This is a genomic window from Hymenobacter sp. B1770, assembly GCF_049896385.1.
Taxonomy (GTDB): domain Bacteria; phylum Bacteroidota; class Bacteroidia; order Cytophagales; family Hymenobacteraceae; genus Hymenobacter.
On sequence record NZ_JAFCUF010000005.1, the window covers coordinates 70,261 to 89,829 of the forward strand.

Genomic DNA, 19,569 nt, shown 5'->3' on the forward strand with positions numbered 1-19,569 from the left:
GGGCCTTTAGCGTACTGTCCAGCGCAAAGCCAGCAGCGGCTGCCCCATTGGCGAGGTGCCTAGGCCCACGGAAGTGGGCTTTAAGCGCGGCCATAAGCTGCCCCGAGCAATGCCTGCATTGTACGCCGAAACCGCCCGCTGCATGTAATTATTGGTGTTGCGGTTGATAAAAACGGTGGCCAGCACACTCGTGGCGAAAACCCCGATGGCCACTTTTTGGGTGTTGTTGAAATACTGCGCTTCGCCGTGGGCAAAAATTTGCTGGCCATATAAGCCAAAGGCACCCACAGCCACTACCCGGTCAATCAGGAAAATGGTTTTTTGGCGGCGGTATTTGTCCAGGTAAGCCACTGCCTCGGCATTACCGGCCAGGTAGGGCTTAAGCTTCTGGCCGAAAAAGCCAGCATTTTGGTATTGGTTGTCGCTCTGGCCGGGAGGTAGGAAATTGAAGTTGTGCTGGTGGCCATTGAGTCCACGCTCGGCATCTTCTGGACTCAGACGAATAGTAGCGGGGGATTTCGGCGCCTGAGCAGATGCTAAAGAAGAAAAAAACAGGGCCATGACAGCCGCGCCGCACAGTCGCCGATGGAGCAGGGGCAGTTGAAAATTTTCGGGCATGGGACAAAGATACAGGGGCTGTAAAGGCCCCGTTGGCAAGGGCGAAGCCTTGTTTTCTTGTTTAACAGCCAACAAAGCAGGCCTGTTGTACGTTCAGGCCGGGCCGGCTGGTCGTTTTAGGTTGGCAGGCTTCACTCTTACAGTTGAAATTTTTTATGGAAACATCTTTCATGCTCCGCCGTGCCTTTCAGGCTCTTCTGCCGGCTACCATGTTGTTGACCGCATGCGGCAAAGACGACGAACCAGCCGCTCCAGCCCCCGACCAAGGCAAGGTGCGGATTTCGCATGCCGCCGCCGCGGCTAATACGCAGATAACCGCGTTTGTGAATGACCAGCAGGTAAGCCAACTCAATTACGGTCAAACCAGTGATTACCTAAACGTGAATGCTGGTACCCCAACCTTGCGCCTCAACAACGGCGCGCAGTCAATTGCATCGCAGGGCCTAACGGTGGCCAAAGACCAGAACTATTCGGTGTTTGTCTACTCACCTACCGCTACCATTGGCAGTGCAGCGGTGCTTACAATTCCCGATGACCTGACTGCCCCGCCCACGGGACAGGTTAAGGTTCGGGTGGTGCATTTGGCAGTAGGCGCGCCCAGCCCGGTACAGCTGACGGTTCCCAATCCAGTTCCTACTGCCAACGGTACCCCTGTGAGCGGAGACGTAGCTTTTGGGGCGGCCTCCAACTTCACGAACCTAACGGCCGGCACCATCAACCTGACGATTACTACCGCCGGTTCATTGCCGACGGGCCCCCGGACGCAGGTGCTGACGGTAGGTGATGGCACGGGCACTGGCACGGGTACTAAAAATTACGAAGCCGGTAAAATCTACACCATTGTGGTGCGGGGCATTATGGGCAGTGGCGTTCCGGTGGCTCAGCAGCCCCAGGCCGTCATCATTCAGAACAATTAATCGGAAGCAATTCTTATTGCTCTGTTTAATATAAGAGAAGCCCGCGTTTAACCGACGCGGGCTTTTTTCAGTCAGCGCTTTTGAACAAACCCAGTACCTTTGGGGTTGAAACGCGAATTAACAACTAACCTGCATCATGGTGGAAACCACGACGAAAACGTACGTTCCGTACAAAGTAAAGGACATGAGCCTGGCCGAATGGGGCCGCAAGGAAATCCGCTTGGCCGAGGCTGAAATGCCTGGCTTGATGAGCTTGCGTGAGGAGTTTGGTGCTGCCCAGCCTTTCAAAGGCGCGCGCATTGCCGGCTGCCTGCACATGACCATCCAGACTGCGGTACTCATTGAAACCCTCAAGGCGTTGGGCGCAGAGGTAACCTGGTCGTCGTGCAATATCTTCTCGACCCAGGACCATGCCGCCGCGGCTATTGCCGCTGCCGGTATCCCGGTGTATGCCTGGAAGGGCATGAGCGAGGAAGAGTTCAACTGGTGCATCGAGCAGACGCTGTTCTTCGGTGAAGAGCGCCAGCCCCTGAACATGATTCTGGACGATGGTGGCGACCTGACCAACATGGTGCTGGACCGTTTCCCCGAGTTGGCGGCTGGCATCAAAGGTGTTTCGGAAGAGACTACTACCGGTGTGTTGCGTCTATACGAGCGGGTGAAAAACGGCACGTTGGCTTTCCCGGCCATCAACGTAAATGACTCGGTAACCAAGTCGAAGTTTGACAACAAGTACGGTTGCAAAGAGTCGGCTGTGGACGCTATTCGTCGGGCAACCGACGTGATGATGGCCGGCAAAATTGCTGTTGTGGCTGGCTACGGCGACGTAGGAAAAGGCACGGCCGCTTCGCTGAGCGGCGCAGGTGCCCGCGTTATCGTGACGGAAATTGACCCCATCTGCGCACTGCAGGCGGCCATGGACGGCTACGCGGTTAAGAAACTAACCAACGCCGTGAAGGAGGCTGACATCGTGGTGACGGCGACCGGCAACTGCGACATCCTCACCGAAGAGCATTTCCGCAGCCTGAAGGACAAGGCTATTGTCTGCAACATCGGTCACTTCGACGATGAGATTGATATGGCGTGGTTGAACGGCAATTACGGCCACACCAAGGACACGGTGAAGCCCCAAGTTGACATTTATACCATCGAAGGCAAAGAGGTAATCATTCTGGCTGAAGGCCGCCTCGTGAACCTGGGCTGCGCCACCGGCCACCCTTCGTTCGTGATGTCGAACTCGTTCACCAACCAGACCCTGGCCCAGCTGGAGCTGTGGCAGAATGCCAGCCAGTACGAGAACCAGGTGTACACCCTACCTAAGCATTTGGACGAAAAAGTAGCCCGTCTGCACCTCGCCAAAATCGGCGTAGAACTGGACGAGCTCACGCCCAAGCAGGCCGACTACATCAAGGTGCCGGTTGAAGGTCCGTTCAAGTCGGATTTATACCGCTACTAGGTTCATTTCACTCTTTACCACAAAAAAACGCTTGGCTGACCCCCAAGCGTTTTTTTGTGATTTAAAATTACAGATTGACCGATACGTACGGCTATTCGCAATAATTTTCCTGCTGCAAAACTTAGGTTACAAACCCATTATCTCTATTTTCTTGGGGGCATAACGCCTTCAAACACTTTGCTGCTTAGGGTGAACACACGTAAGCCCAACAACGACCAATGGTGGTGTAGCATAGCCGTGTACCGCACCTGTGAGCCCTGTGGTTCGAGCCGTCCATATACAGGTTCCCAATCGTGTCCGCTCATCCAACCAGATACGCCGGCGTAAAGCCCGCGCGGTCGGATGATTCCATTATCAAGCCAATACTCAGCCCGCAGGAATAATGTATTGGTGCCACCTAGGTTGATGTGTTGAATGGCGCTGGCGTTACCTAATGAAGCATCTTTTGGCACCCCAGACAGCAGGTTTGGGGAAGGCAAGCCCGATGAGGTAGGCTTGCCCGATTTGCTGCAGCCAATTATGAGAAGAGTAACACTTAGAAACAGGGCAGCTCCTAAGCCAATGTGCTGCTTCACCAATTGCACGGCCCTGAAGGCAAAGTAGACGAAACCCAACGCCAAGGCCACATTTAATACTGACCATATAATGTTGAGCATAGTTACAAAGACAAGAAAGTAGAAAGAAGAAGTTAGCCAGCCGGTTGGGCTACTCCCAACTCCGCCCGCACCGTCGGTGCCACTTGGGTGCCAAACAGCTCAATGGAGCGCAGAACGCTCTGGTGGGGAATGCCTTCCAGCACCAGCTGCGCCAAGAATCGGGTGTTGCCGAAGAGCTGGTGCAGGTTTAAGAGCTTATTGGTGATTTCCTGAGGCGTGCCCACAAATAGCGGCCCTTCAGGCCCGCACAGAAAGTCAAAGTGCCGTCGGTCCATGGGCGACCAGCCACGCTCGCGGCCTATGCGGTTCATGAGCTGCGAGTAGGGCGGAAAAAACTCATCGGCCGCTTGCTTGGACGTGTCCGCTACGTGGAAGTGGCAGTTGAGGCATAAGGGCAGTTGAGCGGCGTCGTGACCAGCTTGCTGGGCTGATTCGCGGTACAGCTCCGCGAAGGGTACGTAGCGTTCGGGTGCCCCGCCGAGGATGGCAATGGTGAGAGGCAAGCCCAGCTTTCCCGCCCTCACGGCCGAAGCGGGCGTGCCACCAATGCCAATCCAGACTGGTAGCTTGGGCTGCACCGGGCGCGGGTATACGCCTTGGGCAGCAATGGCGGCGCGGTGCTTGCCTTGCCAGGAAATCACTTCGCTGGCATTGATTTTCAGCAGCAAGCTCAGCTTCTCGACAAACAGCTCATCGTAGTCGTTAAGGTCGTAGCCAAATAAAGGATACGATTCAATGAACGAGCCCCGTCCGGCCAGTATCTCGGCGCGGCCATTGGAAATCAGGTCCACGGTGGCAAAGTTTTGATAAGTGCGCACTGGGTCGGCGGAACTTAGTACCGTGACGGCGCTGGAAAGCCGAATGCGCTTAGTGATAGCGGCGACCGCCGCGAGGATAACCTCCGGGGCTGAGATGATAAAATCGGGGCGATGGTGTTCACCCAAGGCGAGCACGTCGAGGCCCACTTCATCGGCCAGCTTGGCCAGGGTCAGTAGCTCCTGCATGCGTTGGGCCGCTGTGTGGTCGCCGCCGGAAACATGAGCAGGTGACACTTCACCAAATGAGCTGATGCCTAATTCCATAAAGTTGCTTTTTGTAGTAAGAAAAAACATACCGGCGCACAAGCTCCGTCTATCGGTACAAAAGAATGCTGATGGTTACTAGCCTTGGTGGCTGATTGATTGTATTACTGCACCGTCGGCGTCACGCCCATGTTGGCGTAGCAGAAGCTCCACACGTCGGCCCACTCAGCGATTTGCAGCTGGGTGCTTTTGCCAGCGCCGTGACCGGCGTTCACGTCTACGCGGATGAGGGTGGGGTTGGGGCCGGCGTTGGCGGCCTGCAGGGCGGCGGCGAATTTGAAGGAGTGTGCGGGCACCACCCGGTCGTCGTGGTCGGCGGTAGTAATGAGGGTGGCGGGGTAGCTGGTGCCCGGCTTGAGGTTGTGCAGGGGCGAAAATTTCAGCAGGTTTTCGAACTGAGCTTGGTTGTCGGAAGTGCCGTACTCGGGAGCCCAGTTCCAGCCGATGGTAAACTTCTGGTAGCGCAGCATGTCCATGACGCCCACGGCGGGCAGGGCCACTTTGCACAGGTCGGGGCGCTGGTTCATGGTGGCGCCCACCAGCAGGCCACCGTTGGAGCCACCGGCAATGGCGAGGTGGTCGTAGTCGGTGTACTGGTTGGCTTTGAGGTACTCGGCGGCGGCGATGAAGTCGTCGAACACGTTCTGCTTGTTGGGCGTCATGCCGGCCTGGTGCCATGCTTCGCCGTACTCGCCGCCGCCGCGCAGGTTGGGAATGGCCAGAATGCCGCCGTTTTCGAGCCACAGCATGCGCGCTACCGAGAAGCCGGGCGTGAGCGAGACGTTAAAACCGCCGTAGGCGTAGAGGTACGTCGGGTTCTTGCCGTTGCGCGTCAGCCCTTTTCTGTGCACAATGAACATGGGAATCTTGGTGCCGTCCTTGCTGGGGTAAAACACTTGGGTAGTCACGTAGTCTTGCGGGTTCACGTCCACTTTCGGGGCCCGAAATACGGTGCTGGTATTGGTGGCCAGGTCGTATTTGTAAATCGTGGTGGGGTAGGCAAAGGAGGTGAAGGCGTAGTACACCACCTTGTCGGTACGCCGCCCTCCGAAGCCGCTGGCTGTGCCAATAGCGGGCAGCTTCACGTCGTGCTGAAACTGACCCTGTTCAGAGTATACCTTCACTTGGGAGCTGGCGTCGTGCAGGTAATCGGCCACGAGGCGGCCGCCCACGTGGCTCACGCTCTCGAGCTTGTTTTTGCTCTCGGGCAGTACCTCCTGCCAAGAAGCCTCCTGCGGCTTTTTGGGGTCGATGCGCACCACGCGGTAGTTCGGGGCCTTGTAGTTGGTATACACCAACACCTCGCCGCCCACGTTGCCGATGACGGTGTTGTTGAATTCGTAGGAGGAGACGAGCGTGGTCCAGGTGGCGGCTTGCTTGGGGTCGGTGAGGTCGCGCACCTGCAGGCGGTTGCCGTCTGATTTGCCGTCGGTAAGGTAGAGGCTCAGAAACCGTTCGTCCTCGGTGGCGCCGGCAATGCGGAAGCCCAAGGCCATTCTGGGGTTTTCGTACACCAGCTTATCCGCCGATTGAGTTGTGTTCAGCTCATGGAAATACACCTTGTGGTATTCGTTTTTGCCCGACAGGTTGTTTTCGCCGGCTTTGGGGGCATCGTAGCGGCTATAGTAAAAGCCTTTCTTCGTCCAGGAGGTGCCCGATACTTTTACCCAGTTCAGCTCTTCGGGAAGCAGCTCATTGGTTTTCAGGTCCAGGATGCGGACTTTGTGCCAATCGGAGCCGCCGCCGCTGGTGGCGTAGGCCAAGTAGCGGTGGTCGTTGCTGAACTCCATACCGGCCAGCGCCGTGGTGCCTTCTTTGGAGAACTTGTTGGGGTCGAGCAACACCCGGGGTTCCTCGGTGCCGCGCTGGCGGTACACCACCGCTTGATTTTGCAGCCCGTCATTTTTGCTGAACACCAGCTCTTCGCCCACCTGCTCTGGCACGCCGTAGCGCTCGTAATTCCAGATTTTGGTGAGCCGCTCCCGTATTTTGTCCCGAAAGCGAATCTGGTTCAGGTAACCGAAGGTGATTTCGTTTTGGGCCGTAACCCAGGCCTTGGTTTCGGGCGAGTCGAGGTCTTCGAGCCAGCGGTACGGGTCGGAAACGACGGTGCCAAAATAAGTATCTGCAACGTCGGCTTTGCGGGATTCGGGGTATTTCACGGGAGGAGTGGCAAGGAGGGCGAGCCCAGCCCGGCGGCTGGGTTCACCGCGTTCGGGGCTCGTCATTTCGGTGAGGGCCTGGTTGCTGGGCAGCGTGTTGTGCTCGGGTTTTGAGGTAGCCCGGCAGGCTGCCATGGCTGCCAGCGCGGCAAACAAAGGAATGACAGCTTTCATAAACACAGAGGATAAGAATAGTGTTGGACCGATTACCGCTCACAGGCGCATGCGCCGCTCAAAAAAGCGTCGGAGTGTGTAAGGTCATCTAGCAAATTTTATGCGCGGAATGAAGCCCGCGCGCTTCTAATCCAACTGAACGTCGTCGGCCACGGCTTTGGGCGAGTGGCTGCCGACAGGCTCCTCAACTGCAACTGCAGCAGCGGGTTGCGTGGTGGCCGCTGCAATAAGCTCGGGTAGATTGGCGCGTAGCCACCGCAGCTCTTCATCTACGCGCTGGCTGACCAAGCGTTCCACTTCCAAGCGCTGGGCGGGGCTGAGGTGGTCCGCCGCGGGGGCTACTGTGCCAGCATTGGGAGCAGGGGTAGTGGCCAGCACTAACGCTTCGGCGCGCTTGAGGCGGGCAGCCGAATCGGCGACGGCAGCCTGGGTTTCTGCCGCGGCGGCCTGGGCCGCGGTGGCAGCCTGCTTGGCGGTGAGGGTTTCGCGGCGCTGCTGCCGACGCCAGTGGCCCAGTGTCACGCGCAGCATAATGTAGAGCACCAAACTAAGGATGCCCAGAATGAGGGCGAGGGGCGCCGCAAAGCGGTTGAGGAGGCTTTCCGTGCCGGTGGACGCCTGTGCCGCCGCGCCGCCACCCGCGTCGCGTTCGGCGGCGGCCTGGGCTTCGGCCGCTTCTACCGGGCCTAGGGTGCTGCTGGCAGTGGCGGTGGTATCGGCCCTTTCGGGCATCATGGCAGCGGGCACGTCGCCGGGAGGCGTGCCACTGAGCACGTAGTTGTTGAGAGCCGTTTCGAGAGCGGCCACGCGGGCCATGCGGTCGGGGTCGCGGCGGCGCGCTGGGGAGCCTTTCAGCTTGCTGATGATGGCCTTGGTGAGTGCCGCGAGCCGGGCGGGGTTGTCTTTTTTGCCCACGTAAATGCTGCCGCGGCCTTCAATGGGCTGGTAGAGCACGCTGTACACGCGCAAGCTATCGGGGCGTATGCTGGCGGCCAGGGCATCGAGGTTGGCGCCGCTGCAGCGCACGGTGCTTTTCAGGTTGGGCCGGCCGGCATCGTCGTACACGAAGCGCACGGTAGCGCACCAGATTTGCACCTTGGATTCGTCAATCGAGGGCTGGCCCAGGGGCGTTTGGGCAGAAGCCAGCAGGGGCAGGGCGGTGACGCAGGCGAAAAGCAGGTGGCGGAAAATCATGCGCTAGGTAAGTAGTTGGAAACCGAAAAGTACGAAACGTACGCCCACTCCCGCTTCGCCTAGCTATAATCAATCTCAGTATTGTCCCCGATGTTGAGCGAGTGGTTCATGCCACGGAACGAAGCGTCGGAACCCACTATGCAGTCATGCATCACGGCCGAGCTAAGCTCGGAGTAAGAACCAATGATGGAATCGCTGAGAATGGTATTTTTGATGATGGTTTTGTCGCCAATGGCCACGTTGGGACCGATGATGGACTGCGAAATCTGGCAGCCTTTGCCGATGCTCACCGGCGGAATAATAACGGCGTCGGGGAATTCGGTGTAGTCGCGCCGTTCCAGAAATTCGGGCTGGTTCAGCAGGCGGGCATTGGCTTCGAGCAGGGTGTCTTTGCGGCCGCAGTCAAACCAGTTATCCACGGGGCAGGTCGTCATCACCTCGCCTTCCTCGATGAGGTGCATGAGGGCATCGGTGAGCTGCAGTTCGCCGTGGGTGCGTACGTCGGTGTCGTAAAGCCATTCAAGGGCTCGGGCCAGCTTTTCGGGGTAGGCCAGCTTGTAGAGGCCCACCATGGCGAAGTTCGATTTGGGAATTTTGGGCTTCTCCACCACCTTGGTTACCCGCCCGCCGGCACCGGTCTCTACCAGACCAAACATGCCGGGGGTTTTCACTTCCTTCACCGCCAGCACTGAGCCGGGCGTGGCAATAAGAGCCGCCAAGTCCACGTCCACGATGGTGTCGCCGAGCAGGATGAGGATGCCCTGTGGCTCGGGCTCGTGGCGGAACTCCTCGCGGGCCAGCCACAGCGCGTGGCCAATGCCCTCGCGGGGCTCCTGCACCACAAACGTGGCCTTGAGAGCAGGGTAGGTGCGGCGCACGTAGCGCACAATTTTATCGCCCAGGTAGCCGACGATGAATACAAAATCGGTAATGCCGGCGGCTTGCAACCTGTCGATGATGTGGCCCAGAATGGTGTTGCCAGCCACCGGCACCAAGCTTTTGGGCTGGGTGTGGGTGTGGGGGCGCAGGCGCGAACCAATGCCGGCGACGGGAATAACAGCTTTCATTAAACGGAGCGAGATGCAGGGAATGGAGGGGAGGCGCTAAGGGCCGCTTTGCGGCAAGCTACAACTACTAGGGCCAAGCTACGTATTTTGCGCCAAGCCTGGAACAAAACCGGGCCAGCGGCGCCAGGTTTTGCGCTCCTCCCAAAACTAACTTCTCTTTCACCCCCTTCACCTCATTTTCCTTCATGAAACGCTTCCTCCTTTATTTCGTGGGCCTGGCCCTGTTGCTCACCCAGTCGTCGTGCGGCTTTAATACCATGACGCAGAAAGAGCAGGCTGTTAAAGGCCAGTGGGCCAACGTGCAGAGTGCCTACCAACGCCGGGCCGACCTCATTCCCAACCTGGTAAATACTGTTAAGGGAGCTGCCAAGCAGGAGCAGGCCACCCTTACCAGCGTGATGGAAGCCCGGGCCAAGGCCACCAGCGTGCAGATTTCGGCCGATCAGCTCACGCCTGAAAACATCGAAAAGTTTCAAGCGGCTCAAAGCCAGCTTTCTTCGGGCCTGGGCCGGCTGTTGGCCGTTTCCGAAAATTACCCGGAGCTGAAAACCAACGCCAACTTCCAGGAGCTGCAGGCCCAGATTGAGGGCACCGAAAACCGCATCAACGTCGAGCGTAACAAGTTCAATACCGTTACCAATGATTACAACGGTACGGTGAAGTCCTTTCCCAACAACCTCTTTGCCAAGATGTACGGCTTTTCAGAGAAGCCCTACTTCGAAGCCGATGCGGGCGCGAGCAAAGCACCTACGGTTCAGTTTTAAAAGAATTGTGAGTTATGAATTAAGAGTTAGGAATTGGCCTGCGTAGCTCGCTGTCCTGTCCTTAACTCATAATTCATGATTCAAAACTCATAATTCAACAACATGAAATCTCTCCTTACTCCCGAACAAGATGCGGCGCTGGTCGCGGCCATCCGCCAGGCAGAGGTCACGACTTCGGGCGAAATCAGGGTGCATCTGGAAGATACTTGCCCCACGCCCGAGCCCCTAGACCGCGCCGCACAGGTTTTTGGCGAACTCAATATGCACAAGACGGCCGCCCGCAACGGCGTGCTGTTTTACCTGGCTTGGGAGAGCCGGCAATTTGCCGTAATTGGCGATGCCGGAATCAACGCCGCGGTTCCCGACGATTTTTGGGAAACCACCAAGGAAACCGTGCTGGCGCAGTTTCGTCGCGGCAACTACGTGCTGGGGCTCGAAGAGGGCATCAATAAAGTGGGCGAACAGCTCAAGCGCTACTTCCCCTACAACGCCACTACCGACCAGAACGAGCTGGACGATTCTATTTCTTTCGGCGGCTCAAAACCGTCTCCTGACGCATGAAAAATTCTGAGGCTAACGCCCAGTTGGTAAAGCCATTTTGCACTGTTGCCCCTGGTTTTCAGTGGTGGCCCTTGCTGCTGGCGCTGCTGTGGCTGCTGCCTGCCGGGCTAGTGTCGGCCCAAAACGTTCCGCCGCGGCCCAACCCACCGCGCCTGGTAAACGACCTGGCCAACCTGATGCAGCCCGGCGAAGCCGACGCGCTGGAGCGCAAGCTGGTGGCTTACAACGACAGCACCTCGTCGCAAATCGCCGTGGTAACCGTGCCCAGCCTCGACGGCAACGAAGTGGCCGACTACGCCCAGAAGCTTTACGAAAGCTGGGGAATTGGCCGCCGGGGCAAAAACAACGGCATACTGGTACTGGTGGCCCAGCAAGAGCGGGTGGCCCGTATCCAAACCGGCTACGGCCTGGAGGGCGCCGTGCCCGACGCCATTGCCAAGCGCATCGTCAGCAACACGCTGGTGCCGGCTTTCCGCCAAAACCAATATTACGCTGGCCTCGACCGCGCTACCGACCAGCTCATTGCCCTCGCCAAGGGCGAATACAAGGCCGACCCCGCTGATGCCCGCCCGCGCGGCCGGCGCGATAATTCGGGCTCGGGCCCGTCGTTCTGGTTGATTATCGGCATTCTGGTGCTCATCTTCGTGATGCTGCGTAAGCGTGGCGGTGGGGGTGGCCGGGGCGGTCGTGGCAACCGTGGCTTTGGCGGCGGCTTTATGCCCCCCATCTTGTTCGGCGGCGGTGGTTTTGGCGGTGGCGGAGGCTTCGGTGGCGGTGGTTTTGGTGGCGGGGGCGGTGGTGGTTTCGGCGGCTTCGGCGGGGGCAGCAGCGGCGGCGGCGGCGCCAGCGGCAACTGGTAGCCGCCGCCTCAACGCAACAAAGGCTTCGTACTAGAAGATAAGTTTTCGTCGAAATCAGGACGTCATGCAGAGCGCGGCAAAGCATCTCTACCTCAATGCTAATCTCATTTAGTTACGCGGTAGAGATGCTTTGCCGCGCTCTGCATGACGCAAATTGGAGTTCTTCTGCTAAGCCTAAGCTTCCTCAGTGCTCGCTGCGCACCCCAACTGGCACGGCCAGCGGCAGCCTGTTTTCGGCGGGAGGCACAGGGCAAGAATAGCCATGGTTGTAGGCGCAAGACGGATTGTAGGCGCGGTTGAAATCCAACTGCATGGTTGTGGTGCCTTTGGGAGGGATGCGCAGGTCGAGGTAACGGCCACCACCGTAGCTGCCGTGGCCATTGGTGAGGTCGGTGAAGGGCAGAAACAAGTAGTCTTCGTAGCCAGGCCTCTTGAGCAAGTCGGCGCTTTGGTACACGCTCAGGCGCACGGGCTGGCCCTGTAGCACCATGCGGAGCTCGCCATACTTGCGGTAGAGTGGGCGGCGGGCAGTGCTGGTTTCCATGGCGAAGGGCAGTGAGGTAGAGTCGCGCACCAGCTGTGCCGCCACGTAGTAAGCGTAGCGGATGGGGTAGAAAGGCAAGCCTTGAAAAGCCCGGCGCTCAGTCGCATTAAGTGGCGACTCCTTGGGGTCGCTGAATTCCTTGTTCAGCTCCTGCTGAAAGCCGAGGACCGCCTGCCGATGAGCGAGGCTGTCTTGGAGACTAGCATCAACCTGGGCGTGAGCTGCCGGATGCAAAAACCCTAAAATTGACGTCAACAGGATAGACCATTTCATTCGCCAAAGCTACTCTGCCAAGTGGGTTAGCAAATAGCTGAGGCTGGCGCGGCGTTGCTCAAACTTAACCTTTTGAACGTAGCCTCAGTATCAGGTGTATCCGGTGGTGCTAATACTGCTGGAGCTTCTTTCACCCTTCCTCTCTATGCCATGACAACTTCCCGTATTTCCTTATTCCTGTTCCTCGGCTTTTTGGCCACCACCCTCACCGGCTGCGATGCCATCGCCGGTATCTTCAAAGCTGGCGCTTACACTGGCATCATTGTCGTGTTTTTAATAGTAGCGCTGCTGTGGTTTATTGTGAATAAAATGCGTGGCCCCCGCAGGTAGCCGGTAGCTATAAACCGATAAGCAAAAGGGCGCCTCCGCAGTGGAGGCGCCCTTTTGCTTTATGAGACATTAAGAAGGCTATTCGGCCCGCTTACTGGGCATGGTGCCGTTGATGTGGTCCCATAGCGTGCTCGACACGCCGAAAGCAACCGGTTCGGGCCGGTAATGGTGCTGGGCGTGGTGGGTCCACCACACCTTCAGAAAATTCTTTGGCGGCGCGTAGGCATGCGTGGCATAGTGCACAAACAGGTACATGGCGTAGCCAAACGTGAAGCCCGCCAGCAAGCCGAACGCATACGAGCCGAAGCTGAGGCGGAAAATAAAGAATAGCAGCGACGCCACGAACACCGTCACGATGGGCGGCATGGCCAAGCGGGTTTTATCTTTGGGGTACTCGTGGTGCACGCCGTGCAGCGTGTATTGAAGCTTGGCCCGCCGGGGCGTAGTGGCCGGCAGATGGTAGAGGTAGCGATGCACCGCGTATTCGGCATAGGTGAAGGCAAACAAGCCTAGCAAAAACAGCCCCAGGGCCGACAGCCCCGACATAAAGCCGTGGGAAAGCCCGTAATACATGCTCAGAAGGGCCGTGGCGGCGAATATGCCGACGGGCAATGCAATGTGCGTGTGCGAAAGGCGCTCCAGCAGGGGGTTCTCGAACAGCTGAGCCGAGCCTTTGTGCTTCGGACGGACAGGCGCGCTTGACTGAGAAGCACTTGCAACGGGCTCTTCGGTGGATACAGATTGCATAGGAGTAGCGAACGTTGGATTATATAATTAACGAAATTACGCTGCCGGAGCTAATCCGGCCGCGGGCGGCGTGCTTACTCCGGCAGCGGCTAGCTGCGCAGCCACTGCGGCGGGGGTGCAGCTGGCCGTGTCGCACCGCAGCTGCGCCTGTTCGTAAAACTGTTTGCGGTGGCCTATGGTTTCCTGTAGCCACTTCACTTTAGGGCCAGCTGTGGCCAGCAGCGGGCGGCTGGCGGTTTCGGCCACAGCGGCCAGGCGAGCGGCAAGTTCTTCAACTGGCACGTCGAGCCAGACCGTGGTGCCAGTGGCATTCAGCACCGTGAGGTTATCGTGGAAGCAGGGGGTGCCGCCGCCCGTGGCCAATATCAGGGAGCCGGGCCGGGCCGCGAGCTCGCGCAATACTTCGGCTTCGAGCTTACGGAAATAAGCCTCGCCATGCTGCAGGAATATGGCCGGAATTACCTGGCCGGCCCGGGCCACAATCTCCGCATCTAGGTCCAGAAAGGGCAGCGCATAATGCGCTGCAAGGGCGTGGCCCAACGTGGTTTTGCCAGAGCCCGGCATGCCAATGAGGTAAAGCTTCAAAGTCAAATTAATATTTTATTAGCTGTTGCAGGACGTCAGAAAGCTGTTGCCAGTGCAATTGCTACTATACCTGTTTGTAGGATATTTGGTTAGGTGATTTTCACCCGCGGGTCGAGCAGCGCATAAAGCACATCGACCACAATGTTTATTAGCACAAACAATGCCGCTACAAAAAGAGTGGCGCCCATCACCACGGGGAAATCCAGGTTCTCAACCGCCCGTAGGGTCACGGTGCCCAGGCCTTTCCAGTTGAAGATGTATTCAATGAAAAAAGCGCCGGCCATGAGCGAGGCCAGCCAGCCCGATACGGCCGTTACCACCGGATTCAGGGCGTTGCGCAGGGCGTGGTGCAGCACGGTGGCCGTGCGGCTCAGGCCTTTGGCGCGGGCCGTACGGATGTAGTCCTGGCTGAGCACATCGAGCATACTCGAGCGCGTGAGCTGCGTGATGATGGCCAGCGGCCGGATGCCCAGCGCCACCGCTGGCAGCAGCAGATTGCGCAGCACCAGATGGCTTTTTCCCGAAAAAGGGTCGGTTTCGTAAAGCTGCCCTGTCAGGCTCAGGCCCGTCCAGTGGCTCCAATAAAAGCCAAAGGTGACGGCAATGGCAATGGCGGCCACAAACGACGGCACCGAAATGCCAAAAACGGAGGTGGTTACCAAGGTGCGGTCCAGCACCGACTGGGGCCGCAGGGCCGCTGCCACGCCAAAAGCCACCCCACCCAGGCTGGCTATGACCATGGCCGCCAGCGCCAGCCACATGGTGCCGGGAAAATAATCGAGCAGGATGCTGAGCACGTCCTTATTGCTTTGAAAGGAGCGACGCAGGTAGGGCGTTTTCAGTACCAGTGCCTGCGGGCCGAGCGGCAGCAGCGTGAGGCCTCCGTAGCGCGCCTGGCTAGCCGAGTCGCGGGCGTGCAGGCCCAGCGGCGAAATATCGTTGAGGTAGCCCGCCAGGCGGGTGGGCAAGGGCTGGTCGAGGCCCAGGTCAGCGGTGATGGCGGCTTTGGTGGCCAGGTCGGTGCGCTGGCCGGCCAGTAGGGCGGCGGGGTCGCCGGGCAGCACGTTGAACAGCAGGAATACCGTGCACGCCACCCCCACTAGTACCAGCAGGCCCTGAGCCAGGCGACGGAGGATAAAGGAGAGCATGGAGTTAAGTAAGCGGGAGGGCTGCCAGAGCGAAAGTAAGGACGCGTAGTAATCAGCAAAAGCGGCGGAAGGCAAAATCATTGGGCAGCTGCTAGCTACCCGGACTGGGCCTGGGCTACCTGCCCAATCGTTGGATTACTGGAAGGTTTGCGCCAGCGCTTTCTCTACTTCAAATAGCTCGGGGATGTCGTGGTAGTGGTATTTGGCCTGCACCACGCCGTTGCTCAGAATGACCAAGCCGGGGTTGGAGCGAATGATGGATTTGAGCACCGTAGCGTCGGCGAAGTAGTAGGGGCCCGACAGGTTCACATCGTGCCGGAACGAGTCGAACTTGGCCGGGCTCGTGCTTGTGATGGTGAGCGCCGTGATGTCTTTGCGCGACTTGGCGGTGGCGGCCATTAGGGCATTAATGGCTTCAAACCGGTCGCGGTCAGCCTTGTTGGTGTTCTGCACAATGAGCACCATCTTATTGCCCTTGAGCAGCTCCTGCGTGTAAGAATTGCCGTCTATGTCCGACACCTCAAAATCGGTGATGACGGGGCGCGACTTCTCCGGGTTCACAGCCGTCATGGCTTGGTACTTCCAGGTCGAATCGGTGGGGTACTCGTCAAACTCCTTGGTTTCGCCGTTGCGCGTCATAGTGTAGCGGTAGCGGGCCGGCTCGGCGGGCTTCATGAGCTTGCCGATATCGTTGCCGACTTTGTAGGGCAGGAAATCGAAATAAGGCAAATGGCCCAGAGCCCGCATGCCAATACCGATGGCAATGGCCGAAACAAAGGTCATGGTCATGATGCCAGGCGTGCCCTGCACAAACGAGTGGCGCAAAAATCGTTGGTTGAAAAACACCACGGCCCACAGCACCAACAAAAACACGTCTTTGGCAAACGACGTCCACGGCGTCAGCTTGATAAAATCGCCGAAGCAGCCGCAGTCGGTTACTTTATTGAACGCCGCCGAATAGAAGGTGAGGAAGGTGAAGAACACCAGCAGGCCCAACAGTATCCACAGGATAGCTCGCAGGTGCCAGCGCAGCAGTAAGGCCACGCCCAAAATTACCTCGAGCGAACTCAGCACGATGGACAGCGTGCGCGACATCCCTCTAAAAAACAGAAAGATGGAATCCAGGGCAGGTAGGTCGACGGCAAATACCTCGAAGTATTCTTCGAACTTATAGGCCGTCCCCACGGGGTCGTTCAACTTAATAAGCCCTGAAAAAATAAACAGGCCCCCCAGCAAAGCCCACGACACCTTGGTAACGTTGCGCAGCATGTGGGGCGCCGGCGTGGCACCGGTACTGAAACTGAGTTTTGACATAAGACAAAGTAAGCCGGTGGCAAACGGTTAGGCAACGCGCAGGGTTTGAGAGACGGAAAAGGAAGAGAGAACATTTAGCTCCCTTCCTTATTGAGGAGGGAAGTTTTTTGTTCTCGCCTTGGGCTACGCTACGCTTCGCCTCTCAAAATCAACGCAAACACGGCGTAGTTCAACATGTCGCGGTAGCTGCCTTCTACGCTCTCGCTTACCCAAGCGTCGCCGCCAATGTTTTCGAGCTGCTTCACGCGGTGCAGCTTCATCAGAATCAGGTCGGTGATGCTTGATACGCGCATTTGACGCCAGGCCTCGCCGTAGTCGTGGTTTTTGGCCAGCAGCAAGCGGCGGTTTTCGGCGGCTTCGTGGTCGTAAGCGGCGGCCACGGCCTCGGGCGTCATGTCGAGCGGAGTGTTGGGCGGCAGGTGCAGCTGCATCAGGGCAATAAGGCAGTAGTTGATGATGGCCACGAACTCCTCGTTCACGTCGTCGGCCACGAGTTGCACCCCGGTTTCCTGAATGGTGCGGATGCGGTTGGCTTTGATAAAAATCTGGTCGGTAACGGAGGGCAGGCGCAGGATGCGCCACGCGGTGCCGTAATCGTGGGTTTTGGCCAGAAACAAGGTGCGGCAGCGAGCCAGCAGCAGGTCGTAGTGTTCAGGCGTTTGCAAAGGAGAAGGTAAGAGAGTGGAGGGGTGGTCGGTAATGCTCACCGCTGCAAGTTCGGGCGGGCAGCCGGATATTGAGCCGACATACGGCATTGCTCTCCGCTTCCGCGTCTCTCACCATGCTTCAACCCACTGCCTCCCAAGCCCGCCCATCTGCCTTTCCGCCCACGCAGCACGTAGCCACGTCGCTCCTGAGCCCGCACGGCCGGCTATTGAGCCTGCACCGGCCGCAGGTGATGGGCATCCTCAACCTCACGCCCGACTCGTTTTTTGCGGGCAGCCGTGTAGCTTCGGAGCGCGACTTGCTGGTACGGGCCGAAGCCATGCTCGCCGCCGGGGCGGCCGTGCTCGACCTGGGCGCCTACAGCAGCCGCCCCGGGGCCGAGCATATTTCGGAAGGAGAAGAAGGCCGCCGGCTGCTGCCAGCCATTGAGCTGCTGCGCCACGAGTTTCCGCAGGCTTTTCTCTCGGCCGATACGTTTCGCGCCCGCATTGCCGCTGCTACCGTGGCCGCAGGCGCCGACCTGGTAAACGACGTGGGCGGCGGCACCCTCGACGCCGAAATGTTTGCCACTGTGGGCCGCCTGCGCGTGCCCTACGTGCTGATGCACATGCGCGGCACGCCCCAAACCATGGCGCAGCTCACGCACTATGAAGACGATGTAGTGGTGACCCTATTGCGTTATTTCCGCGATTCGCTGGCCGCCCTGCGCCGTGCCGGAGCGGTAGATGTGGTTCTGGACCCGGGCTTTGGCTTTGCCAAAACCGCTGCCCAAAGCCACGAGTTGTTGCGGCGCCTGGCCGAGCTACAGGCCTTGGGCTGCCCCCTGCTGGCGGGCCTCTCCCGCAAGAAAATGGTGTACGGCCCTCTGGGCCTCAGCCCAGAATCGGCCCTAAACGGCACCACGGCCCTTCACATGGTGGCCCTGCAGGGGGGAGCCCGACTGCTGCGGGTCCACGACGTGGCCGAGGCCCGCCAAACCATACAATTATTTGCCAATACCTTTCCTTTGGGGGAATAAAGGCCGTAATTTGAGTATTGGTAGGCTTGCCGTGCCACGGCTGCCCTGCAGCGCCTCCTTAAAATAAGGGCGCTCCGCCTCCCGCCGCTCTATTTCTACACGCCCATGTCCGGCCCCTTCCCCATCAATTTCCTGCGATTCGGCTGGATTGACGCGGCCGACGTGTTGCTGGTGACGGTGCTGCTCTACCAGCTCTACAAGCTGCTGCGCGGCTCGGTGGCCCTGAACGTGGCGCTGGGGCTGGTTTCGATATACCTGCTCTACCTGGTGGTGAAGGCCACCGGCATGGAGCTGCTGACCAAGATTCTGGGGCAGTTTATGAGCGTGGGCGTGCTGGCCAGCATCATTCTATTTCAGCAGGAAATTCGGCGATTTTTGCTGAGTGTGGGCAAGGCCACGGCCCTGGAGCGGGTGCGCGGCTGGAAGTGGGGCCGCCCGGCGGTGGGGCCGCCGCTGTCCGTTGGTCCGTTTGTGGAGGCCGCCAAGAGTCTTTCCAACAAGTACACCGGCGCCCTCATCTGCTTTGCACAGGCCTCGGACCTCACGCCCTTTGCCGAATCCGGCGACCGGCTCGATGCCGAAATCAGCAAGCGCCTGCTGCTCTCGGTTTTCAACAAAACCAGCCCCCTGCACGACGGCGCCGTGATTGTGGCCAACGGCCGCATTCAGGCCGCCCGCTGCATCATCCCGGTCAGCGAAAACCCTGACGTGCCGGCTTCGCTGGGCCTGCGCCACCGGGCCGCCATCGGCCTGAGCGAAGTGACCGATGCCGTGGTGCTGGTGGTGAGCGAAGAAACCGGCGCCATCAGCTTGGTGTACCACGGTGTGCTCTACCGCGACCTGGCCACCGCCGAGCTGCGCAGCCGCCTGAATGAGTGGCTGCTGAAAAGTGGCGCCAGCTCTTCCGCCTCTTCGTTGAAGCCAGAAGCAGCGGCTTAGAAGCACCGTTGTTCCAAACAAATCAGCTAAAGATTTTTTATAACCCTGGTGCTAATTGGGTCGTTTAAGCCAATAGATTTAGCTTAAACATCCCAATAATATTAGCGTTATGAAAATCGAAGTTGCAAAAGGCCAGGACAAAGGTTTCCTGCCCGACGGCCGGCACACGGTCAAGATTACGGGTATTGAAGAGGGCGTTAGTGAGCACCAGCAGGTGCCGTTTTTTGCCGCTCGCATGGAAAACGAAGACGGGTTTGTCAGTCAGCGCTTCTATAATTCGGAAGCCGGTCATCCCATCATTTTGCAGCTGTACTCGGCCGCCGGCATTCGTCCTGAGGAGGGCAAAGACCTCGACACCAAGCAGCTCATAGGCAAGCAGCTTTCCATCGAAGTAAGCGACCATACCTACGCCGACCCGGCTACCGGCAACGAGCGCAGCATCCGTCAGGCCACGGGCTTCCGCGCCGCGTAACCAGGCGAACCTTGCATAATCC

General features: G+C 58.6%; 21 protein-coding genes. 9 read left to right on the top strand and 12 right to left on the bottom strand.

Annotated features, from left to right (window positions below; all coding sequences use genetic code 11):
* Window positions 1-6: 6 nt before the first annotated feature.
* Complete coding sequence (locus ACP7AJ_RS11525; RefSeq protein WP_426060352.1) at window positions 7-618, bottom strand: hypothetical protein; 612 nt, start codon at window positions 616-618, stop codon at window positions 7-9.
* A gap of 155 nt (window positions 619-773) precedes the next feature.
* Here ACP7AJ_RS11525 and ACP7AJ_RS11530 point away from each other — a divergent pair, with 155 nt between their 5' ends.
* Together ACP7AJ_RS11530 and ahcY are read left to right on the top strand one after the other, a co-directional pair.
* Complete coding sequence (locus tag ACP7AJ_RS11530) at window positions 774-1,535, top strand: DUF4397 domain-containing protein (RefSeq protein WP_426060353.1); 762 nt, start codon at window positions 774-776, stop codon at window positions 1,533-1,535.
* Window positions 1,536-1,671: 136 nt separating this feature from the next.
* Window positions 1,672-2,991: an adenosylhomocysteinase gene (gene ahcY / locus ACP7AJ_RS11535; RefSeq protein ID WP_426060354.1), complete on the top strand. Its 1,320-nt coding sequence runs from the start codon at window positions 1,672-1,674 to the stop codon at window positions 2,989-2,991.
* Between the two features lie 143 nt (window positions 2,992-3,134).
* Here the strand turns inward: ahcY and ACP7AJ_RS11540 are convergent, their stop codons facing one another.
* The 5 genes from ACP7AJ_RS11540 to ACP7AJ_RS11560 all read right to left on the bottom strand — a co-directional run bounded on the left by ACP7AJ_RS11540 (window position 3,135) and on the right by ACP7AJ_RS11560 (window position 9,326).
* Entirely contained in the window at window positions 3,135-3,647 is a 513-nt protein-coding gene (locus tag ACP7AJ_RS11540) for a hypothetical protein (protein ID WP_426060355.1), read from the bottom strand.
* A gap of 32 nt (window positions 3,648-3,679) precedes the next feature.
* Window positions 3,680-4,759 carry an LLM class flavin-dependent oxidoreductase gene (locus ACP7AJ_RS11545; RefSeq protein ID WP_426060356.1) on the bottom strand — a complete coding sequence of 360 codons (1,080 nt, stop codon included), beginning with the start codon at window positions 4,757-4,759 and terminating at the stop codon, window positions 3,680-3,682.
* Window positions 4,760-4,833: 74 nt separating this feature from the next.
* A complete protein-coding gene (locus ACP7AJ_RS11550; protein WP_426060357.1) occupies window positions 4,834-7,065 on the bottom strand; it encodes a prolyl oligopeptidase family serine peptidase in 2,232 nt (743 codons plus the stop codon).
* Between the two features lie 126 nt (window positions 7,066-7,191).
* Window positions 7,192-8,259, bottom strand: a complete 1,068-nt coding sequence (locus ACP7AJ_RS11555; protein WP_426060358.1) for a hypothetical protein — start codon at window positions 8,257-8,259, stop codon at window positions 7,192-7,194.
* A gap of 59 nt (window positions 8,260-8,318) precedes the next feature.
* A complete protein-coding gene (locus ACP7AJ_RS11560; protein WP_426060359.1) occupies window positions 8,319-9,326 on the bottom strand; it encodes a sugar phosphate nucleotidyltransferase in 1,008 nt (335 codons plus the stop codon).
* A 185-nt stretch (window positions 9,327-9,511) separates the two neighbouring features.
* On the opposite strand from ACP7AJ_RS11560, the gene ACP7AJ_RS11565 reads away from it, so the two are divergent.
* From ACP7AJ_RS11565 to ACP7AJ_RS11575, 3 genes are all read left to right on the top strand, one after another.
* A complete protein-coding gene (locus ACP7AJ_RS11565) occupies window positions 9,512-10,090 on the top strand; it encodes a LemA family protein (RefSeq protein ID WP_426060360.1) in 579 nt (192 codons plus the stop codon).
* 102 nt (window positions 10,091-10,192) lie between these two features.
* Window positions 10,193-10,651: a TPM domain-containing protein gene (locus ACP7AJ_RS11570; RefSeq protein ID WP_426060361.1), complete on the top strand. Its 459-nt coding sequence runs from the start codon at window positions 10,193-10,195 to the stop codon at window positions 10,649-10,651.
* A complete protein-coding gene (locus ACP7AJ_RS11575) occupies window positions 10,648-11,511 on the top strand; it encodes a TPM domain-containing protein (protein ID WP_426060362.1) in 864 nt (287 codons plus the stop codon). Before ACP7AJ_RS11570 ends, ACP7AJ_RS11575 begins: the two co-directional genes overlap by 4 nt.
* A gap of 184 nt (window positions 11,512-11,695) precedes the next feature.
* Here the strand turns inward: ACP7AJ_RS11575 and ACP7AJ_RS11580 are convergent, their stop codons facing one another.
* On the bottom strand, window positions 11,696-12,328 hold the full coding sequence (locus tag ACP7AJ_RS11580) for a DUF1684 domain-containing protein (RefSeq protein ID WP_426060363.1): 633 nt from the start codon (window positions 12,326-12,328) through the stop codon (window positions 11,696-11,698).
* A 150-nt stretch (window positions 12,329-12,478) separates the two neighbouring features.
* Between ACP7AJ_RS11580 and ACP7AJ_RS11585 the strand changes: the two genes are divergently transcribed.
* Complete coding sequence (locus tag ACP7AJ_RS11585) at window positions 12,479-12,658, top strand: hypothetical protein (RefSeq protein ID WP_426060364.1); 180 nt, start codon at window positions 12,479-12,481, stop codon at window positions 12,656-12,658.
* A 78-nt stretch (window positions 12,659-12,736) separates the two neighbouring features.
* Here the strand turns inward: ACP7AJ_RS11585 and ACP7AJ_RS11590 are convergent, their stop codons facing one another.
* The 5 genes from ACP7AJ_RS11590 to ACP7AJ_RS11610 form a co-directional block, all read right to left on the bottom strand.
* A complete protein-coding gene (locus ACP7AJ_RS11590; protein WP_426060365.1) occupies window positions 12,737-13,405 on the bottom strand; it encodes a sterol desaturase family protein in 669 nt (222 codons plus the stop codon).
* Window positions 13,406-13,441: 36 nt separating this feature from the next.
* Window positions 13,442-13,990: a shikimate kinase gene (locus ACP7AJ_RS11595; RefSeq protein ID WP_426060366.1), complete on the bottom strand. Its 549-nt coding sequence runs from the start codon at window positions 13,988-13,990 to the stop codon at window positions 13,442-13,444.
* 89 nt (window positions 13,991-14,079) lie between these two features.
* Entirely contained in the window at window positions 14,080-15,219 is a 1,140-nt protein-coding gene (locus ACP7AJ_RS11600) for an ABC transporter permease (RefSeq protein WP_426060367.1), read from the bottom strand.
* 54 nt (window positions 15,220-15,273) lie between these two features.
* Window positions 15,274-16,452 (bottom strand): BT_3928 family protein, encoded by a 1,179-nt coding sequence (locus tag ACP7AJ_RS11605; protein WP_426060368.1) that lies wholly within the window; start codon window positions 16,450-16,452, stop codon window positions 15,274-15,276.
* Between the two features lie 128 nt (window positions 16,453-16,580).
* Entirely contained in the window at window positions 16,581-17,117 is a 537-nt protein-coding gene (locus tag ACP7AJ_RS11610; RefSeq protein WP_426060369.1) for a DUF1599 domain-containing protein, read from the bottom strand.
* Window positions 17,118-17,233: 116 nt separating this feature from the next.
* Between ACP7AJ_RS11610 and folP the strand changes: the two genes are divergently transcribed.
* The 3 genes from folP (at window position 17,234) to ACP7AJ_RS11625 (ending at window position 19,547) form a co-directional block, all read left to right on the top strand.
* Window positions 17,234-18,136: a dihydropteroate synthase gene (folP, locus tag ACP7AJ_RS11615; protein ID WP_426060370.1), complete on the top strand. Its 903-nt coding sequence runs from the start codon at window positions 17,234-17,236 to the stop codon at window positions 18,134-18,136.
* 105 nt (window positions 18,137-18,241) lie between these two features.
* The gene (gene cdaA / locus ACP7AJ_RS11620; protein ID WP_426060371.1) at window positions 18,242-19,075 is read left to right on the top strand and encodes a diadenylate cyclase CdaA; all 834 of its coding nucleotides are present in this window, start codon (window positions 18,242-18,244) and stop codon (window positions 19,073-19,075) included.
* A 109-nt stretch (window positions 19,076-19,184) separates the two neighbouring features.
* Window positions 19,185-19,547 (top strand): hypothetical protein, encoded by a 363-nt coding sequence (locus ACP7AJ_RS11625; RefSeq protein WP_426060372.1) that lies wholly within the window; start codon window positions 19,185-19,187, stop codon window positions 19,545-19,547.
* The last annotated feature ends 22 nt before the right edge of the window (window positions 19,548-19,569 follow it).

What these genes read in the sequence shown, in the direction of transcription:
- ACP7AJ_RS11525 (WP_426060352.1), bottom strand. Translation starts at nt 618, where the DNA reads ATGCCCGAAAATTTTCAACTGCCCCTGCTCCATCGGCGACTGTGCGGC.
- ACP7AJ_RS11530 (WP_426060353.1), top strand. Translation starts at nt 774, where the DNA reads ATGGAAACATCTTTCATGCTCCGCCGTGCCTTTCAGGCTCTTCTGCCG.
- ahcY (WP_426060354.1), top strand. Translation starts at nt 1,672, where the DNA reads ATGGTGGAAACCACGACGAAAACGTACGTTCCGTACAAAGTAAAGGAC.
- ACP7AJ_RS11540 (WP_426060355.1), bottom strand. Translation starts at nt 3,647, where the DNA reads ATGCTCAACATTATATGGTCAGTATTAAATGTGGCCTTGGCGTTGGGT.
- ACP7AJ_RS11545 (WP_426060356.1), bottom strand. Translation starts at nt 4,759, where the DNA reads ATGTTTTTTCTTACTACAAAAAGCAACTTTATGGAATTAGGCATCAGC.
- ACP7AJ_RS11550 (WP_426060357.1), bottom strand. Translation starts at nt 7,065, where the DNA reads ATGAAAGCTGTCATTCCTTTGTTTGCCGCGCTGGCAGCCATGGCAGCC.
- ACP7AJ_RS11555 (WP_426060358.1), bottom strand. Translation starts at nt 8,259, where the DNA reads ATGATTTTCCGCCACCTGCTTTTCGCCTGCGTCACCGCCCTGCCCCTG.
- ACP7AJ_RS11560 (WP_426060359.1), bottom strand. Translation starts at nt 9,326, where the DNA reads ATGAAAGCTGTTATTCCCGTCGCCGGCATTGGTTCGCGCCTGCGCCCC.
- ACP7AJ_RS11565 (WP_426060360.1), top strand. Translation starts at nt 9,512, where the DNA reads ATGAAACGCTTCCTCCTTTATTTCGTGGGCCTGGCCCTGTTGCTCACC.
- ACP7AJ_RS11570 (WP_426060361.1), top strand. Translation starts at nt 10,193, where the DNA reads ATGAAATCTCTCCTTACTCCCGAACAAGATGCGGCGCTGGTCGCGGCC.
- ACP7AJ_RS11575 (WP_426060362.1), top strand. Translation starts at nt 10,648, where the DNA reads ATGAAAAATTCTGAGGCTAACGCCCAGTTGGTAAAGCCATTTTGCACT.
- ACP7AJ_RS11580 (WP_426060363.1), bottom strand. Translation starts at nt 12,328, where the DNA reads ATGAAATGGTCTATCCTGTTGACGTCAATTTTAGGGTTTTTGCATCCG.
- ACP7AJ_RS11585 (WP_426060364.1), top strand. Translation starts at nt 12,479, where the DNA reads ATGACAACTTCCCGTATTTCCTTATTCCTGTTCCTCGGCTTTTTGGCC.
- ACP7AJ_RS11590 (WP_426060365.1), bottom strand. Translation starts at nt 13,405, where the DNA reads ATGCAATCTGTATCCACCGAAGAGCCCGTTGCAAGTGCTTCTCAGTCA.
- ACP7AJ_RS11600 (WP_426060367.1), bottom strand. Translation starts at nt 15,219, where the DNA reads ATGATTTTGCCTTCCGCCGCTTTTGCTGATTACTACGCGTCCTTACTT.
- ACP7AJ_RS11605 (WP_426060368.1), bottom strand. Translation starts at nt 16,452, where the DNA reads ATGTCAAAACTCAGTTTCAGTACCGGTGCCACGCCGGCGCCCCACATG.
- folP (WP_426060370.1), top strand. Translation starts at nt 17,234, where the DNA reads ATGCTTCAACCCACTGCCTCCCAAGCCCGCCCATCTGCCTTTCCGCCC.
- cdaA (WP_426060371.1), top strand. Translation starts at nt 18,242, where the DNA reads ATGTCCGGCCCCTTCCCCATCAATTTCCTGCGATTCGGCTGGATTGAC.
- ACP7AJ_RS11625 (WP_426060372.1), top strand. Translation starts at nt 19,185, where the DNA reads ATGAAAATCGAAGTTGCAAAAGGCCAGGACAAAGGTTTCCTGCCCGAC.